General features: G+C 44.4%; 20 protein-coding genes. 3 read left to right on the top strand and 17 right to left on the bottom strand.

Annotated elements, in window-relative coordinates; all coding sequences use genetic code 11:
* Positions 1-331 precede the first annotated feature (331 nt).
* The 11 genes from C7J97_RS12365 to C7J97_RS12315 form a co-directional block, all read right to left on the bottom strand.
* Positions 332-1,564: a tyrosine-type recombinase/integrase gene (locus C7J97_RS12365; protein WP_113993146.1), complete on the bottom strand. Its 1,233-nt coding sequence runs from the start codon at positions 1,562-1,564 to the stop codon at positions 332-334.
* A gap of 189 nt (positions 1,565-1,753) precedes the next feature.
* Positions 1,754-3,346 (bottom strand): AAA family ATPase, encoded by a 1,593-nt coding sequence (locus C7J97_RS12360; protein ID WP_113993145.1) that lies wholly within the window; start codon positions 3,344-3,346, stop codon positions 1,754-1,756.
* Positions 3,347-3,469: 123 nt separating this feature from the next.
* A complete protein-coding gene (locus tag C7J97_RS12355) occupies positions 3,470-3,688 on the bottom strand; it encodes a DUF6462 family protein (RefSeq protein ID WP_113993144.1) in 219 nt (72 codons plus the stop codon).
* 137 nt (positions 3,689-3,825) lie between these two features.
* Complete coding sequence (locus tag C7J97_RS12350) at positions 3,826-4,230, bottom strand: type II toxin-antitoxin system PemK/MazF family toxin (RefSeq protein ID WP_394371856.1); 405 nt, start codon at positions 4,228-4,230, stop codon at positions 3,826-3,828.
* Between the two features lie 92 nt (positions 4,231-4,322).
* A complete protein-coding gene (locus C7J97_RS12345) occupies positions 4,323-5,093 on the bottom strand; it encodes a DUF6551 family protein (RefSeq protein WP_113993143.1) in 771 nt (256 codons plus the stop codon).
* Positions 5,086-6,117: a ParB N-terminal domain-containing protein gene (locus tag C7J97_RS12340; protein ID WP_113993142.1), complete on the bottom strand. Its 1,032-nt coding sequence runs from the start codon at positions 6,115-6,117 to the stop codon at positions 5,086-5,088. The genes C7J97_RS12345 and C7J97_RS12340 overlap by 8 nt, the downstream gene beginning before the upstream one ends.
* On the bottom strand, positions 6,095-6,340 hold the full coding sequence (locus tag C7J97_RS12335) for a hypothetical protein (RefSeq protein ID WP_113993141.1): 246 nt from the start codon (positions 6,338-6,340) through the stop codon (positions 6,095-6,097). The genes C7J97_RS12340 and C7J97_RS12335 overlap by 23 nt, the downstream gene beginning before the upstream one ends.
* Positions 6,341-6,401: 61 nt before the next feature.
* Complete coding sequence (locus tag C7J97_RS12330; RefSeq protein ID WP_207657573.1) at positions 6,402-6,782, bottom strand: hypothetical protein; 381 nt, start codon at positions 6,780-6,782, stop codon at positions 6,402-6,404.
* Positions 6,783-6,851: 69 nt separating this feature from the next.
* Positions 6,852-7,172, bottom strand: a complete 321-nt coding sequence (locus C7J97_RS12325; RefSeq protein WP_113993139.1) for a helix-turn-helix domain-containing protein — start codon at positions 7,170-7,172, stop codon at positions 6,852-6,854.
* A gap of 268 nt (positions 7,173-7,440) precedes the next feature.
* Positions 7,441-7,878, bottom strand: a complete 438-nt coding sequence (locus C7J97_RS12320) for a sigma-70 RNA polymerase sigma factor region 4 domain-containing protein (protein ID WP_113993138.1) — start codon at positions 7,876-7,878, stop codon at positions 7,441-7,443.
* A 60-nt stretch (positions 7,879-7,938) separates the two neighbouring features.
* Positions 7,939-8,205 carry a helix-turn-helix domain-containing protein gene (locus C7J97_RS12315; protein WP_242983516.1) on the bottom strand — a complete coding sequence of 89 codons (267 nt, stop codon included), beginning with the start codon at positions 8,203-8,205 and terminating at the stop codon, positions 7,939-7,941.
* A 187-nt stretch (positions 8,206-8,392) separates the two neighbouring features.
* Between C7J97_RS12315 and C7J97_RS12310 the strand changes: the two genes are divergently transcribed.
* From C7J97_RS12310 to C7J97_RS12300, 3 genes are all read left to right on the top strand, one after another.
* Positions 8,393-8,728: a hypothetical protein gene (locus C7J97_RS12310; RefSeq protein ID WP_113993137.1), complete on the top strand. Its 336-nt coding sequence runs from the start codon at positions 8,393-8,395 to the stop codon at positions 8,726-8,728.
* 6 nt (positions 8,729-8,734) lie between these two features.
* On the top strand, positions 8,735-8,935 hold the full coding sequence (locus tag C7J97_RS12305) for a hypothetical protein (protein WP_113993136.1): 201 nt from the start codon (positions 8,735-8,737) through the stop codon (positions 8,933-8,935).
* 190 nt (positions 8,936-9,125) lie between these two features.
* Positions 9,126-10,046 (top strand): hypothetical protein, encoded by a 921-nt coding sequence (locus tag C7J97_RS12300; RefSeq protein ID WP_113993135.1) that lies wholly within the window; start codon positions 9,126-9,128, stop codon positions 10,044-10,046.
* Between the two features lie 61 nt (positions 10,047-10,107).
* On the opposite strand, the gene C7J97_RS12295 is transcribed toward C7J97_RS12300, so the two are convergent.
* From C7J97_RS12295 to C7J97_RS15065, 6 genes are read right to left on the bottom strand one after another with little or no spacing between them, the layout of a single operon-like run.
* On the bottom strand, positions 10,108-11,097 hold the full coding sequence (locus C7J97_RS12295) for a helix-turn-helix transcriptional regulator (RefSeq protein ID WP_113993134.1): 990 nt from the start codon (positions 11,095-11,097) through the stop codon (positions 10,108-10,110).
* Between the two features lie 19 nt (positions 11,098-11,116).
* Positions 11,117-12,793, bottom strand: coding sequence for a leucine-rich repeat domain-containing protein (locus C7J97_RS12290; RefSeq protein WP_113993133.1), 1,677 nt, complete (start codon positions 12,791-12,793; stop codon positions 11,117-11,119).
* Positions 12,794-12,818: 25 nt separating this feature from the next.
* The gene (locus C7J97_RS12285; RefSeq protein WP_113993132.1) at positions 12,819-13,199 is read right to left on the bottom strand and encodes a hypothetical protein; all 381 of its coding nucleotides are present in this window, start codon (positions 13,197-13,199) and stop codon (positions 12,819-12,821) included.
* A gap of 47 nt (positions 13,200-13,246) precedes the next feature.
* Positions 13,247-13,795: a hypothetical protein gene (locus C7J97_RS12280; RefSeq protein WP_113993131.1), complete on the bottom strand. Its 549-nt coding sequence runs from the start codon at positions 13,793-13,795 to the stop codon at positions 13,247-13,249.
* 14 nt (positions 13,796-13,809) lie between these two features.
* Positions 13,810-15,807: an AAA family ATPase gene (locus C7J97_RS12275; RefSeq protein WP_113993130.1), complete on the bottom strand. Its 1,998-nt coding sequence runs from the start codon at positions 15,805-15,807 to the stop codon at positions 13,810-13,812.
* Positions 15,789-15,956, bottom strand: coding sequence for a hypothetical protein (locus C7J97_RS15065; RefSeq protein WP_170126673.1), 168 nt, complete (start codon positions 15,954-15,956; stop codon positions 15,789-15,791). Before C7J97_RS15065 ends, C7J97_RS12275 begins: the two co-directional genes overlap by 19 nt.
* Positions 15,957-15,977 lie beyond the last annotated feature (21 nt).

The raw sequence follows: 15,977 nt of genomic DNA, 5'->3' as shown, positions 1-15,977 counted from the left end.
TTGAATTTTGTCCGAAATTTCATCGTATCTGCGTTTTAATTTTGCGTTTTACTGCTCAATCGGCTTCATCGTGGGGATGTGGCAAGATTCGGCTCTGTTTTCGTCCAACAGAATCCAACAGCATCCACGAAATCGGGAGATTTCGGTGGGAACAATCCAACAAGCTCCAACACTGTCCACGAAAGTTGTACACGGTTCTGGTCAAGACCCCATTTTCAGGGGTTCTGACGGTGACAAGGACGGCTTTCGGGGCAGGCGGTCGGACGTAGATATCCGCGACGTGCTTCATTGCCCAGCAGAGGAGAACATTTCGGTTATATCGCATCCGATTTTACCGCACGAGCAGCGCACTCTGCAATGCGGTCATAGATGCTTTCTTCTTTTCTTGGGTCGCTTCTGCGTACACATCCATTGTGGTGGTGATGTCCGCATGACCCATGATTTCCTGAATGACTTTCAGGTTGGTTTCGTTTTCGCAGAAGCGGGTGCAGAACGTATGCCGGAGATGATGGCAGCTAAAGTTGGGCAGGAGAATCGGGTCACGATCTTCTGCATCAGCCTTGGCTGCTTCTTCCTTATTATAGTCTGCGCAGATTGTATGAATCGTGCGATTGATCATTCCCGGCAGATAGACCTTGCCTTCCCCCGTGCAGAACACAAATCCAGAATAACCATCAATTTCATCCGTGGAGAATCCAATCACCTTTTGATACTGATATTCTTCCAGAAATGCGTTGAACACGTCATCCAGCATCGGGATGATACGGATGCCTGCGCTGGTTTTAGGGGAGTTGACATGATTCGTGCAGGAGCCATCTTCCTGAACGCGATAGACCAGATTGTGATTGATGCTGATCGTTCGATTCTTGAAGTCGATGTCCTGCCACCGCAGACCCAACACTTCGCCAATGCGACAGCCAGTACCGAGCATTACCGTAAACAGTGGATACCATCCGCGATACTCTTCGCTGTTGGCGATGTAATTGGTGAATGCTTTCTGTTCGGGAATGGTAAGCGCATGACGCTTTTTCTTTTCCCAGCTATGGCTTTTCTTGATTTCGGTCATAACGCCCTCCGTAGGATTCAAACGCAGCAGTCCATCACGGACGGCCATTGTAAAGGTCGGATGCAGCAGAGTATTCACAATCTCCATGCTGTTCGGCTTAAAGCCTTTTTCCATGATCAGGGAGTAGTAGAACTTCTTCACATCCGTATATTTGATCTTGCTGATGCGCCGTTTCCCGAAATCGACACGGACATAGTGGTTGTATATATATTTGTAGTTGGTCAGGGTGGATTGCTTCAGGTCGTACTTCTGGGAAATGTACTCGTCAAACAGTTCGTTCAACGTAATGCGCTCTGCACGGTCGGGGTCAAGACCATCCTCGATTGCTCTGCGAATTTTGACCTCTTTTTTTCTTAGTTCGCTCAACTCCTTTGCATAGACCGCTTTTTGCTCACCGCGAATCGTAGTATAGCGGAACACATAGCGACCATCTTTACGCTGGAATTCGCCTTTTTTCAAAGCGTATCCACGGGAATCTTTTCTTGCTTTTGTTGCCATTCTTCTCACCTCATTTTCAGATTAGAGGAAAACAGCCATATCCTGATGGACTGCATCAGAGATTTTGCAATCACTTTTTGCTGTCCTGCTCCAAGGATACTCTATGTTCTCCATCATTGCAAGGATGTCGGATTCTGGGAAACAAAAAAATCGCCGTTTCAAATGAAACGGCGACCCGGTATGGAATATTTACTTTTGAATCTTTTCAATCAGGCACTCATGCTTCTTCGTGGTTTTGTCGTAGTTGATGCCTACCAGCAGCAGGTTTCCCCGATAGTCCTTCAAGGCATCCCCATAGTTCTTGTTCTTGATTTGAGCCAATGCACCGGATGCACTCTTGTCCCATTTCAGTTCGATCACAACAGCGGGCTTATCCTGATGCAGCCTGCGGGGAATAAAGCACACATCCGCAAAACCTTTGCCTGCGGGCAGTTCACGAACCAGTGTGTAATACTCCCGCGCAAAATAGAACGCCAGATTGATGGTGCAGCTCAGGGAGTTTTCGTCGTTGTATTGCAGAATGGAAACTTCTTCGTGTGCTTTGTCGATGCCGGCGGCCACGGCATCCGCATCCATTGCCCACAATGCTTCGAGCAGCTTGCGGGATGCGTCAACGGAATCCATAACACCTTTCCAGTTCATCGTGCTGATGGCATTGACGTACTCCTGCGAAACTTCCTTGTTGGGAATCGTCACGGTTTCGCTGGAACTATCGTAGGTCAGATAACCCAGATGCACCAGCAGCGTCAGCACATCGTCTTTGCAGGAGAAAGTGGTCATATCATTGCTAAACGTGCCGGTGTTGACCTTCACACGCTCACCAGCCAGCATTCTGACTACGGAATCCTGCAAACCATCCATATCCATCTGGATGTAAATTTTTAGGGCTTCGTAGGTTTCGGTCTGGTTCCAGTAGGTGCCGAACTTGTGCCGCAGCATGGCTTCCACAACCGATTTCGGGCTGTACATAGAATAATGCACATCGCCGGACTGCCGGTGGGCAATCAGGTCATAGCCATCGTACCATGCTCTGGCTTCCTCAAAGTTCATCTGATACTTGTCACAGAGAGCAGCCACTTCTTGTTCGGTGAAACCAAAGTATCCTGCCAGATCACCGGGGTCGGTCATGGAATACTCCGTGAACATATTCAGCGCAGAATGGGAGCCATACTTTTTAATAGGAAGAATGCCCGTCATATAGGCCAGCGCAACATAGTCCTTATCCTTGAGCCACGCCCGCAGGAAATCGAGGTACTTTTTCTGCGCATCCTGATCCTGCTGATATTCACGGAACAGGCAGTCCCATTCATCGATCAGGATCACAAACGACCGTTTTGTTTTTGCGTAGATGTCCTTCATCACCTGAATGAGATTGTTCTCATCCCGGAAACGCACCTCCTGAAAATGGTCGGTCAGGTCAAAGACCAGATATTTTTGCAGCATGGTCAGCATTTCATCCATGCTGTGCGTCATGCTCAAAAATTCCTGCATATTGACCTTGAGGACATCGTACTGGTTCCGATGCTGCTGATAAGAACCTGTCTTGCTGATTTTCAGAGAATCGAACAGGGATGCGGTATCTTCACCACGGTCGTAGTAAGCTGTCAGCATATCCGCAGCCATCGACTTACCGAAGCGTCTGGGGCGGCTAACGCAGATGAACTTCTGCCGGGTGTTGATGACAGCGTTCGTCTTTTCGATCAGCCCGGACTTGTCCACATAGATCTCAGAGTTCAGGCTTTCCTGAAAGCCCTTGCTGCCCGGATTCAGATAACTGCCCATGCAGGAACCTCCCATCGTGCGAATATTATTATGTTCATTATACTCTAATCTGCCTAGAATCACAAGAACGGGTAACAGGGTTTTATGGAAGACCTCCGGCAGTGCGCCGGAGGTGCAAAACTCTCACATACGGAAGGTGTCAAGATATTCATCAAAGATGTCCAGATTCACCAGCACCACACGGCGAATCTTGTAAATTGCTCCTGCTTCCTTTGCGAGCTGTTCAAATGTATGCAGACCCATCGAGTAGAGTTCTGCACCCTCCTGATAGCGGACAAAACGCTTCTTGCCCGACTTGACCATGGGTTCCAGTTCCTTGATTTCAGTTCTTGCAAATGCCATATTGTACCTCTTTTCTATTATGAGTGATTGCTTTCCAGATGCCATTGAATGCCATCCTGCTCCAAGGATATCCAGATTGTTCCATGATTGCAAGGATGCCAAAATTGCGAATTTACTATTTGTGATTTTTGCATCTGTTATGCTGTTTTGGAATCGTTTTTGACCGGATTCTCCTGATCCAGTGCCAGACTGCATTTCAGAGCTTTCTCAATTTGTGTCATTTCCCAGTCGCTCGTCAGACCCATGAAATTGTTGATGCGCTCTTTATCGATGGTGAAAAGTTGCTCCAACAGGACAACAGACGGACGATTGAACGCCGGATTCTTATCAATAAGAACATGGGTCGGCTGATTGGGCTTTTTGGAAATCTTAGAGGTCACTGCGGCTACAATGACAGTCGGCGAAAATTTGTTTCCTGTATTATTTTGAATAACAATAACAGGACGTTTGCCGCCCTGCTCTGAACCATAGTGTGGGTCTAAATCGGCAAAGTAGATTTCTCCACGGCGGAATCCGAAATTTCTTGTCACATAAACGATAATGACCAAGCCCCCTTTGTAATATGTAACAAAAGCCGCCCAGCAGGACGGCTTTTGCAGTGAGAAAGGAAATCTGCCATAAGCAGGGAAATAACTTACTGCTTGATGGGAAGGCTTTTCGTGCGACTGGAGCCGTTGTAGGCTTTCAGAATCTGAAGCATATACTTCTGATAGTTCGGCCCGGTCATTGCCTGACCGCTGCGATAAATCGCCACCGGGCTGGTGCGCTGGAGCTGCCGAATCAGGCGAATGGGGTCGTATTCATGGTCGTACAGAGCAACGAACTGGGTCACGCCCTGCAACACTTCGGCACGAATAGAATCGATATCGCCCTCCCATGCTTCTGCCAGTACACGGAGCGCATCAGTGTAAATGCGCTCACCGTGTTTCCGATACTCGGCAAATGCCGTAGCGATGCAGGCGATTTTCCACTTTGCGTGACTCTGAGCAAAGCTCAGACCAAAACCTGCACGGTTGGTGGCGTTCAGGAAAGCAATGGCTTCCGGGTCGCCGCCGCGAATCTTGGCGCGCATTTTTGCGCCTGCGGTCAGCGGGGCAGAAACACCGGTCTGCTGTGCAAACAGCAAGGCTTCCTGCTGTTCCGTCAATCCCGAATAAACCTTACAGACGATGTTTAAGTCGCAGTTGTTATTCAGCAGCTTGCGGGCGGCGATGGTGTGCTGACCATCGAAAACATAGTAGTGACCGTCCCGGTAGCTGACCTTGGGAGCATTGGCGATGCGCTCGTCAAACTCGGCGGCGATTCGCTTGATACGGTTAGCGTTGAGGTTCCTCTGGTAGTAGCTGCGCGGAACTTCCAGAAACTTGCTGTTGATGACCATTTCGTGATGAACAAGTTTAATCATAGGCAAATTCTCCTTCCAATTTTACGATATAATCCTTTGCTTTCTGCAAAAGTCCAACGACTTTCTGACGGATTTTCGGATTTTTGAGGAACTCCGGGTAGTGCTCAAAGCAGACATCCAGCCGATAGATCATGCTGTCCGCTGCCGATGCCACTTCGCTGAGCATTCCTTCGGCATCAGCCACCTGTTCGACTGATTCCATTTTTGTAGATAGCGTACGAATCGTTTGCAATGCAGTCTGTTTTTGCTTTGACTGAATGATCGGTTCAGGCGGGACTTCAATGACTGCCGGCTCTGCTTGGACTTCACATGGAGCGGTAGAAGTAGTGGACTTTTCAACTTTCTTTGATTTGGATGTTGATTTACTGCTGGACTTTTTTGTTTCTTTGGGAGTACAGATTTTTTCGACAAGTGCCGGACGATCTTCGGGCGGTGCGCGAGCAACGGATGCAATCTCGGCTGCGGTCGGTTTTACCTCGCCGGAAAGGACTTTCCTGCGTGTTCCGGGAACTGCTTCCTCGGCAGCATCTACTCCTTTTGCAAATTCTTCAGATCGTCGAACAAATATTGGTGTTGAACCGATTTCTGTAGCAATTTTCTCGCAAGTTTTCTGACGTTTTAGTTGGTGCTCATTTTGAGCACCAACTAAAACTGTATAGCGATTCGTTCCTTTTTCATTAGGAACAAGTGCTTTTTCTGCTTCATATTGCTTTCCGACAAGATATTTCTTTTGCTCAATTGTCAGGTTACGTCGCCCTAGCTGATTTTTACAAATCCAGACGATTGCTTCATAACGGTCTGCAAACTCTTTCTCGTGGACGGCATACTGGATGTCGGGATGCTTCTGAAGAATTGCGTAACGGTTATGACCGTCAATAATCAGTCCATTCCACACGATGATGGGGTTGATAACCTTGCCATCGCTGACGATGTTCTTTTCGAGCTGATCCAGCTCCTCAGATGTCAGCGGCGGAATCTTGCCCTGAAACTCAGGGTCAATCTTAAGCGCAGTCAATTTCATCATCGAACCGGCCTTTCTTAAAATAGGTGGCTTTCGGGCTGGTGGGCTGGATGTAGTAGTCGTAGCCAAAACGGGTCTGGCAGTAGGTGCAGGGTTCCTTGGTGAGCTGGTAGGGGTCAGCACGGCGGACACGGATGCCGCGCGCATTGCGGAAAGCACTCAGGCAGTGCGGGCAGAGGGTGGTCAGGGTCGATTCATCGGGCTGGCGAGTAAAATTACGGCTCATAATCATTACCTCCGTTTCGTATAGGTGAGTGTTCGGTATGGAAAAAGCCCACTGCCGTGGTTCAGAAGAATCCCGGTGGTGGGCTTTGAAGTTTTGCTTTAAGTTTTTCCAACCTATTTGTCCTCGACCCCCGTTGGATTTGGAATACACCTCGGTAAGTGGGGACTTGCACCCCACTCCACATTGGCTTCTTCAGCCACCCCGTCTTCTTTATGACCGGGCCGCGAGTTACGGAAGTTTCATTATTTTGTCCGAGGGAATGATATTCAATTTTCAAGGTACGGTTTCCAGATTTGGGTTTCTCCCCGTCTGGGGTGTTGCCCTTGCTGTGATCATAGTGTACCTGAAAACTGATTGCCTTTTTAGGATGCATTCCTTCCGCTTTTTGGGCTTTTTCAGCTGAAAAAAGCAGCAAAACCGGAAGCTTTCCTTCCGGTTTCACATAGACACGTTTAATTTTTTGACAACAAAAAAGAAGCCGGAGATCACTCTCCGACTTCCCGTAGATTTGTTATTCGACCTCAATCTCCATTGCAAATGCCAGAAGCTGTTCCCTCAACGATTTCATAGCCTGCTTCTGGTCATTGATTTTTTTACTGAGTGCCAGCTCAGTTTTTGTTTCAACTTTCCCAAGAATGAGGTAATCCAGAGTGACATCAAAATGTACTGCAATCTCAACAAACAAGTCCAGCGGTGCATAAGTGCCTTTTTCCAGACTTCTCATGTGCCGATCACTAATGTTCAGTTTGATTGCGGCTTCTTCTTGTGTTAGTCCATGTGCTTTGCGTAATTTCTGGATTCTATAACCAGCGGCGTAAGGATTAAAGTACATAAGCCAGCCCTCCGACCATGCAGGAGTGCAGCCACAGGCCACACCACAGGGTTAGAGCGCGGGCGGACATTCGACACCAGCAGTTCATTTGACTGCCGGGGCTAGGTTCGTACTCAATCAATCTTCTTTTCATTGCTTTCTTCGTCCTTTCCTTTGTCGATTATGGCAATGTTATGGGGCGGAGCATGGAGAATGCACGGTGCGCTCTCCATGATAGAGAAAAACATCCCTATACTATATAGGACAAAAAACGGATAAAAGTTAGGGTTCAATCATAAAAGTTGAAAAAGTTGCATCTTTCTCGAAGTGCAGATAAAGCGGATTTCATACATTCCGAAATGCTTCCTGCTGTTACCCCCTCTTTTTGCGCAATATCCGATATCTTAAATCCCTGATAATAGTGATCGTAGCACCGTTTGGCCTGTTTGGGTGGGAGGGACAGAATGGCTTCATAAATGCTCATAGCAGAATGCCGCTGTTCGACAGCATCCACGAGAGCCGGTTTCTGAAAAAGGACACATTGCTCTACTGGAAAATTCGGATCATCCAGTGAATGATATGCATGATATCGGCTTACTTGCCGTAGAAAAGCATCTTCTTGATGCTTAAAATCAATAAATAACTGATGGATTTCCTCCGAAACTTCAACAAAAAAATCCTCAGTGTATGTGGTGGGATAATGCTCTTTCAGGTTAATCGTAGGCATAGGCTTCCTCAAATCCGGTCAGGTTGTTGGCGAAATCGAATCAAGGGAGTGTAAGTACTCCTATTGAATTTCCTGCTCAAGGTCATCAAACAAAGGGCAGGAGAAAAACTCTCCAAGAGACATATTAAGGCCGTCGCAGAGTTTTTTGATTGTCCCGATAGAAACACTATGTCGGGAGGAATCGAGCATACTGTAAACGGTAGATGGCGTAACGCCGGAACGGACAGCAAGTTCATTTGGACGAATCCCCCGCTGGTCACAAATCTCTTTGAAACGAATCGCCACAGCGTCCTTTACAGACAGCTCAACAACATCTTTTACTATCATGCTGCGCCTCCTTTGCATGATAGTAACGGATATTGAAATTTTTCGTGTACGCACCTGCGTATATTGACGAAAATATGACAATATTTCATCAATGTCTTAGGCGGTGCGAATTGTCTATTGCAATTTTAACTATATAGAAATATACTTATAAGTACCAAATCATTCCACCGTATAGGAGGACATTATCATGGCAAGACCCAAGGGAAGCAAGAACAAGACCCGTACCGTAAAAGCTGCCGTTGATTATGCAGCAGTCGTTGCAGAAAAGGCCGCAGAAAAGGAAAAAATCGAATCTGAGGTTGCTGCGCTGATTGCCAATATCGATGATCTGAAAGCGCAGCTGAAAACCAAAAAGGTTGAGCTAAAGGCTGCGACTAAAGATCTGGCGAAGGCTGAAGCGAAGAAGGCTGCTGCTGAAGCAAAGGCAGCAGAGGAAGCCAAGAAAGGCGAAGCCGAGGATGTGCTGAAGAAGCTGTTGGCCAGTGGCATGACTGCTGAAGAAATCCTTGCAAAGCTCCAGTGATGTAACATGGGCGCGAGCAAGCGTATCTGCCCGAACTGCGGGCGCAAGATGAAGCAGCAGTTCATCGGGCTGTTTCATTGCAAGTGCGGGACAAGCTGGAAACGTGATATTGGTTTCTTTGAGCGTACCCCGGATATGATTTTTGCACTTGAGCGCAAAAAGATCGGCAGCAAGGTAAAGCAGCTGCCTATAATACGGTATAAGTAAGAGAATGCCCACCGGCTTGAAAGCTGGTGGGCATTCTATCAATGACATAAGAATCCACTTATGCCATTCGGCTTTATAGCAAATCGGTTCTTTTAATACAACAGAAGAAACATTGGTTTGTATATCGCAGATATGCTGTATTGACTGCGCTAATTTCCGGTCTTGTTTTACGATAAAAGAGGTGATTGAATTGATCGACGTATTTTTCTCCGCTACTAAAAAAGCATTAGGTAATATCACTGCAACCTATGATACTGTATGGCCAACCGCAGTTGGATTATGGAATCTGCGCTGTCTGGTCAATGGTGTAAGAAAAGAGTATCCTACTATTACAGAAGCCGAACTAGCCGCAAAATTCAGCTTAGGCAGTGGTATCCACGGGGTAAACTATAAGCGTGCATTTGGAGAACACACATGGGAACAGCAACAAGAAAAGTTTGCATGGATATTATTAAACAGCACCATACCGATTTTTGAAGAATGGTTAGAAGAACTAAAGCGGGATTATTTCCATGATATGAATATCAAGCATTTGCAATTTCCTAAAAAGGTAAAAGACGAGATTGACCGTTTGAAAAAAAATCCATCCACTGTTTTGTCCAACTCGTTTCATTCCACTTACCTTGGGAAAAGGGAGAGATGTTATAGCAAAATCGTTGCATTGATGCACTGCTACAGAGTGTTCAAAGAAGCACGAAACTGTTATATGCACAATGGTTCTAAAGCTGACACAAAATTGACAAATGCCTATGCCGAATATTCACCTTTTGCAACACCTGAGGCATTAGATGTATCGGAAGTTCCAGAATTTCCAGCTCCCGTCTTAGGCGAGGAGATTAGACTTAGTTTGCGTGGTGTCGTTGGCTTTTCCTATATACTGATTAAGATTCTAGTATCGCTGGATACCGAGTTGCTTTGCACCGCAAATGCAGAAGGAGAATTCATCTCCAGATATAAGGAAAAGCATACTCTTTTACGTGCCCTAAAGCCTGATGCTGATAAGGCAAAGCAACAGGTAAGTCAGTACGTCCGGCAATGTGGGTTTCCCACACCATTGGCTGTTGATGACCTTATTTTGTTTTTGCTCAGTCATCATCTGGTGTCTCGTTAAGGTCAATCCAAGATTTATTGCAGATCTTTATGGGTCTGCGGGCGTGGAGTCTTAGTCATATTTATTCTGTTCTTTGTATATTTATGGCTGTCTCTAGCATCTTACAGTAACGATTGCACACTTCTTCAGGGGACACAATTTTAACCAAGCCGTTCCATGCAAAAACCCACCTCAAAAATGTAGGACTCACACAAACTTTAATTTTTGCAATGAAATGTTCCGAATCAACAGCCCATGTACTAATATCTTGCCCAAAAACGTCAATCAGAGCCTTCATAACGATCTGGTGACAGAAAAGTTCGACCTCTGCCGTGTCATCTGCGCCGAACATTTGAAAAATCGACTTCCTATACAGATTCAGATCAAAATTGATTGGTATCGGTGTGGATGCCTCAGCAAGGATTTCGGGACGCTTGAAAATCCGGTCGAGCCTAAAATTCTGCACTTTCTGGCGAGCATCATTATATCCGACAACATAGTAAAAATCGCCATCCCAAATCAATTCATAGGGGCTTACAACGTATGCTTTTCCGCCATGCTTTAGGAATACCTGCTTGTTGACATCATAATCAATGTATTGAAACGATATTTTCTTTTTGGAGTCGATAGCCGAATTGATAGCATCTAAGATATAATAGCCTTTTTCATTTTCGGATTTCACACGGTCAGAAACATCAATATGTCTACGAAGTTGATCTGCATTCTGCTCGCTAGTTAAGGCCAACAGACGTTTTATCAGTTCTTGACTTTTCTTCTCTGTAATAAACTTAGATGAAAGAACGGCATCAATCAGGACTTTCAATTCAGCAAGGTCGAACAGTTGACCATCATAGTAGTATTTATTTTGCGTTGAATGTATGATTTCGATAGGGAGGCCGCCTTGCTTCATGACTTCCAAATCTTTTCCTAAAGTATTTCGATTTACATCAATGTCATATTTTGTCTTTAGCCGGTCGATAATCTCTATGGTCGAAAGCGGATGACTTTCATCTGAGTTTTCGACAAGAAGCTGGTACAGATAAACAATTCGGTATTTTGTCTTATTTTCCATCTTGTGATCTCCACCATTGTTATTTTTTCAGGAGAGTACATACGGCATATTCAGGATAAGCTTCAAGGATTTTTGCATTCATCTTATCGTCGATAATTCCACTAAGATAATCTGCATCCACACAAAAGAATTTTTCTCCCAGTAGTCTAGCCGGTAACTGATTTATGGTTTGGGGAAGTCCAACGCTGCCAATCACTCCGTATCCTTCAGCACTTACCTGAAGGGCTGACTTTGAGAACGGCGTACTATCTTCTTTGGTGATGATGACATCCAGCCCATTCTGAAAAGGGCCGTTATCATCATCGCTAGTTTTCTTTTTTCTTCTTTTCTTTTCTAAGGCTCTATAAATAATAAAATTCACAGACTGATCGTATTCTGGATAATCATAATAATAGTATACTTTATTATCTACCGCAAAATGCTCGGCGCAGGAACCCTTTTCGACAACCAATCGAATACGGCTCATCGTCACTCTAGAGCCAAACGCATTGGGATGAATGCTTTCAACTGTATGCGGAATATAAATTGTTACATACTTACAGTCGGAAAATGCGTTTTCATCAATTTTCTTAATTGATGTTGGTAATACGATTTTCCGTATTTCGCGTCGCATAGTGACTTCTTCTGGAATAACACCACGACTGGGATTTATTGGAGAAAAAGTATTTGCACCAATTCTTGTCACCGGACAATCCTTTATTGCAGATGGAACCTCCACGCAGTCAATAGAATGTCCTCTAAACTGCAACAGGATAGTGTTCCTTTTTGGGTCGATTTTGTAACCCCAGTCGGATTCAACATCTGACGGGTGAAGTTCCATATAATTAGAAACGATTTGTACCTTTTCTTCGATTTCTTTTCGATAGTCATCATATAATAATCTGTCCAATGTGCAAGACCTTATTTTTTCTGGAAGCTGATTATTATCAATTAAATAGCGCAGGATGATTCTATCATTTCGCACAATAGAATAGTAGAATAATTCTTCGTGATGTTTTGCAATATACTCTCTGTTGCCTTGAATCACTTTATCGGAAAAAGCCGCACTGCTATAAGTCGCATATGCAAATCCTCTTACCACAGAAAAATTATCAAACTCATGTGCCCACTTTTTGATTTCTTCATTTATAAGGATGACAAGGGCATTATTGGGAAGGGAGATGTAACTAGACTTTTTACTATTTCCATAAACCACCAGAACAGTAGGGCTAGCAGGAAGGCTTTCTGGCAGATTTCCTAAAAACACCATTCTTTTCAGCTTCGGACACATTGTGAATGCTCCGTCTTGAATAGAGCATACCGATTTTGGAATAACAACTGTTTCAAGATTTTGGCATTTTGAAAAACAAAATTCTCCAATGGATTTGATCTTGTCTGGAATACGAATTTCGACTAAGTCGCTGTCATTTTCAAAAAAATGTTCTGGAAGTTCGGTTATTCCGCTGTCAATGTCAAGAATCTTAACGGATGAAATATCTGTCAGGTCAATGCGGTCATCTAATGAATCATCATCGGATACATCTTCAAATGAATTTTCATCAAAATCTGACAGATAGGCAGACAGAGAATTTGTCACCCAATCGACTTCATTAGGAGACAAGTCGTATTCATCGCACAAATCCAAGAGATCGTCCATTGATATTTTTTTATTAGCCAATTTTACGGAATCGACTAATGCCAAACACTGTTCACTCATCCAAACATCCTTTCAATCTGATATTTTATTTCGTCCACCAGCCCGCACGTTTCTTTGTTGCTTTTCCTCCGCATTCCTTAAAGTGAAACACATACCCTGTTTCACTAAGCTGCTCAATAATATCCTTGATTTCAATTCCACCTATAACCCACAGCACACCATTTTTAGGACGATTATCAATATACGGAAGATTGCAGCCTTTCAATGCTTTGATAAGCTCATCTTCATCGGCAGATTCCGTATTATCGTTGAGAAACAACTGCAAATCAGAAATACTTTTAGAAAGCTCATCTACTTCAATTAGAGATAGGTTATGCTTTTCGCAAATTTTCAGAAAGTCGCTTTGACTTATTTTAGTTTCCGAATGAATTAGTTCATTTTGGATTTCTTTGCAAGTCTTATTCATATACAAAAAAGCCTGTGCCCGATATGAGCACAGGCTTGTCCACCGTGTTAGTTATTATTTTCTGACGGGATGAAGCATTTTGCCAGGGCTTCATCCGAAATATCCGCATTGAATCGCTCATCGAATTCAGTGATGAAATCAGAGAGACGGTTGACAAAATCATCTGTAGAGGTGGCTCCATCCACGAGCTTTTCGTAGAGAACATCTACGCCACCACGCACATAACTATCATAGTGTTCTTCATCCGCTGGTTCGTGTTTGCGGAATGCTTTATCAAGTCGTTTCTGAGCATCAGGCTCATACACACTATCCAAAAGCATAATCAGCCTGAAGTTGAAAAGCATTTCTTCAGAGGAGTAGATCACACGATCACCCATGATATTCGTAGTGTCTACTTCACCCGTTGTCGGGTTCTTTGTGTTATCAAGCTCCGCTGTACGATTATACAAAAATCCAATCAACGGAGCATTACACAGGACATCAACATTGCGCTCGAATACTTTGGTCGGAATGCCCTTAATGGATTCAAATATACTCGTTAGCTTTGTAACGCGAACCGCATGGGAGCCTTTGAATCTATATTGCTTGTCAAACATCGTACTTGCCCCCTTTATACAAGATGCGTTTCAAACTCATCGATCTTTTCAAAATGATGTCGGCTACCGATTTTGTCACTCATGTATTTCTCTGCCAAATCACCATCCGTATCCTTTATAAAGATGATAACTTGCTCAGCAACATCAGGCAATGCTTTACATACAGCCTCAATACGCTTCTTGTCAAATGCGGACAAAGGTGCATCCATTACCAAAGGATACGGCTCAGATTCAAGCATCCGCAGGTTCTCAGAGCTTGCATTCTTGTTTTCACGAGCCATTTTGATGATACCTGCAATGAACGCAAAAATAACCGAAATGCTCTGTGCGGTAGACGTTTCCACATTATCATCGCCAAAGCCAGTGACCGTCACTGTAATGTGATACTTTTCATCAATGGAAAGCTCCAACCCACCATCATAAATGTCGTTGAAAATACTATTGATCGTAGCCTGAAGTTTATCGCGCACTTCTTTTTCGCTTGCCTGATATGTACTAGTAAGCTGATTGAAAATTTCACCTGCGTAAAGGCGACAAACTTCAATCAAACGGTTCTTGTCATCCTTTAGACTGAGTTCGCGCCGATCCTTTTCAGCGCTGTCGCGCGTACTGATTTTGTCATCCCGCTCCGAAGTAAGGTCTGCAATTGTACTAGTCTGCATAGAAATGGATTTCTTGCACTGCTGGATTTCCATTTCCAATTTTCTGACGGCTGCTGTTATGTCATCGCTAGATGCCATCTTACTTTCCAGTCGGCGGAGTTCATCTTCCTTATCGGTGATTGTGTCATCATCGTCACTGATAAAAGTATAGGATGCCGAAATTGCATCAGGAATATTTGTTCTATTAAGCGCAGAAATCCTGCTTTTTGCATCCTTTTTGAATTGAGAAACCGTTGTGCTAATTGATTGAGGGGGTAGGTAATCCATCAGAGCCTTGACATTCTCATAAGGAACTGTGCCTTCATCCAAATGGGTTCCACAAATACATTTTTTCTGGCGGAGAAGATATTCGATTGTCTTGACATGCATATACGGAATATCTGCATTCGGAATGGTTTCGTCTTTCAGCACCTGCATGGCACGGTAAATCAGGCTTTTAGAAAAGAATGAACTTGCTCCTGCATTAAACGCCTGAAACATTTCCCGACAGGTCTGCGCACGATGCTTTTTAGCTGTCTCGATGCTTCTCTCAAGTTCTTCTCTTTCTTTTTGCAGTTTCTTTCCATCATCATATTTCTTGATTTCTTGAGCTTTCTCAACAAGACGCTTGCTAGCTTGTTCTTGTTGTTCCCGTGCTAGTTCAAGCGCCTCTGTGATCTCATCAATTCTGTCCTGACAGCGCACAATCGTTTCCGAATATTGTGCAATCTTGGAATCACTGTTTCTGTCATAGGCTTTGTCAAAGCTGCCAATAACACCAGAGGAGCCTCTGAAATGATTGATTGCAGAGAGCATTCCGTTCAAGCCGAGCAAACCGTTGACCGCCTGAGCAAAATCGTCGCTTTTCTTGTTGCCGGCAATGTCTTTGCTCATCTTCTCGATGCGTTCGCCATCAAAGAAGAAATAGCGTGACAGTTCTTTGGGAAGAATATTCTTTACCGCATCCTCACAAGCAGTCTTTTTTTCATAGGAAAGTGTTCCATCTGGCTGCTTTGTCGCAACGGCAAAAACTGAATTTTGAGGTGTGATCTTAGTGTAGTCTCTCACATAGACCTGTTCTCTTGTCAAAACATAATCGAGCACTCCATGCTTGAGGCAGAGTTCCACTCGCACAGTCTCTTTTGCTCCCGGAATCATCTTGCTTGCTACTTTTGTATTGAGCAATTTTTTGTCCAAGAAAGAAGTCTCACCGTACATACACCAAAAGAAAGCCTGCGCAAAAGTCGTTTTTCCGCTGCCGTTTTCGCCAAGGATAATGGTCACGTTCTTTCCATCAGAGCCATCTGCGAAAGAGATAAACTCGTTCTGAAATTGCCGAAAATTTTGCAGCTTTATTGATTCGATAAGCATTTTACTTCCTCCTCAATCATCTTTTTGATTTCCGTAACCATCTGCGAGTCCGATTTTGCCCTCGATTTGTTGTTCCGATTTTCCTGAATAATGATTTTGTTCATCAGCCTACGAACAACTTTTTCATCAACTTGGTTAGAATCCGCCATTGTTAATCCTCCTTTATGGAT

Source organism: Faecalibacterium prausnitzii, assembly GCF_003324185.1.
Classification (GTDB): domain Bacteria; phylum Bacillota; class Clostridia; order Oscillospirales; family Ruminococcaceae; genus Faecalibacterium; species Faecalibacterium prausnitzii.
The sequence above is the reverse complement of the archived record's forward strand: the minus strand, read 5'-3'. Positions and strand labels throughout refer to the sequence as shown.

Bases quoted from the DNA above. Each gene is read 5' to 3' on its own strand.
- C7J97_RS12365 (WP_113993146.1), bottom strand. From the start codon at position 1,564: ATGGCAACAAAAGCAAGAAAAGATTCCCGTGGATACGCTTTGAAAAAA.
- C7J97_RS12360 (WP_113993145.1), bottom strand. From the start codon at position 3,346: ATGGGCAGTTATCTGAATCCGGGCAGCAAGGGCTTTCAGGAAAGCCTG.
- C7J97_RS12355 (WP_113993144.1), bottom strand. From the start codon at position 3,688: ATGGCATTTGCAAGAACTGAAATCAAGGAACTGGAACCCATGGTCAAG.
- C7J97_RS12345 (WP_113993143.1), bottom strand. From the start codon at position 5,093: ATGATTAAACTTGTTCATCACGAAATGGTCATCAACAGCAAGTTTCTG.
- C7J97_RS12340 (WP_113993142.1), bottom strand. From the start codon at position 6,117: ATGATGAAATTGACTGCGCTTAAGATTGACCCTGAGTTTCAGGGCAAG.
- C7J97_RS12335 (WP_113993141.1), bottom strand. From the start codon at position 6,340: ATGAGCCGTAATTTTACTCGCCAGCCCGATGAATCGACCCTGACCACC.
- C7J97_RS12325 (WP_113993139.1), bottom strand. From the start codon at position 7,172: ATGTACTTTAATCCTTACGCCGCTGGTTATAGAATCCAGAAATTACGC.
- C7J97_RS12320 (WP_113993138.1), bottom strand. From the start codon at position 7,878: ATGCCTACGATTAACCTGAAAGAGCATTATCCCACCACATACACTGAG.
- C7J97_RS12315 (WP_242983516.1), bottom strand. From the start codon at position 8,205: ATGATAGTAAAAGATGTTGTTGAGCTGTCTGTAAAGGACGCTGTGGCG.
- C7J97_RS12310 (WP_113993137.1), top strand. From the start codon at position 8,393: ATGGCAAGACCCAAGGGAAGCAAGAACAAGACCCGTACCGTAAAAGCT.
- C7J97_RS12305 (WP_113993136.1), top strand. From the start codon at position 8,735: ATGGGCGCGAGCAAGCGTATCTGCCCGAACTGCGGGCGCAAGATGAAG.
- C7J97_RS12295 (WP_113993134.1), bottom strand. From the start codon at position 11,097: ATGGAAAATAAGACAAAATACCGAATTGTTTATCTGTACCAGCTTCTT.
- C7J97_RS12290 (WP_113993133.1), bottom strand. From the start codon at position 12,793: ATGAGTGAACAGTGTTTGGCATTAGTCGATTCCGTAAAATTGGCTAAT.
- C7J97_RS12285 (WP_113993132.1), bottom strand. From the start codon at position 13,199: ATGAATAAGACTTGCAAAGAAATCCAAAATGAACTAATTCATTCGGAA.
- C7J97_RS12280 (WP_113993131.1), bottom strand. From the start codon at position 13,795: ATGTTTGACAAGCAATATAGATTCAAAGGCTCCCATGCGGTTCGCGTT.
- C7J97_RS12275 (WP_113993130.1), bottom strand. From the start codon at position 15,807: ATGCTTATCGAATCAATAAAGCTGCAAAATTTTCGGCAATTTCAGAAC.
- C7J97_RS15065 (WP_170126673.1), bottom strand. From the start codon at position 15,956: ATGGCGGATTCTAACCAAGTTGATGAAAAAGTTGTTCGTAGGCTGATG.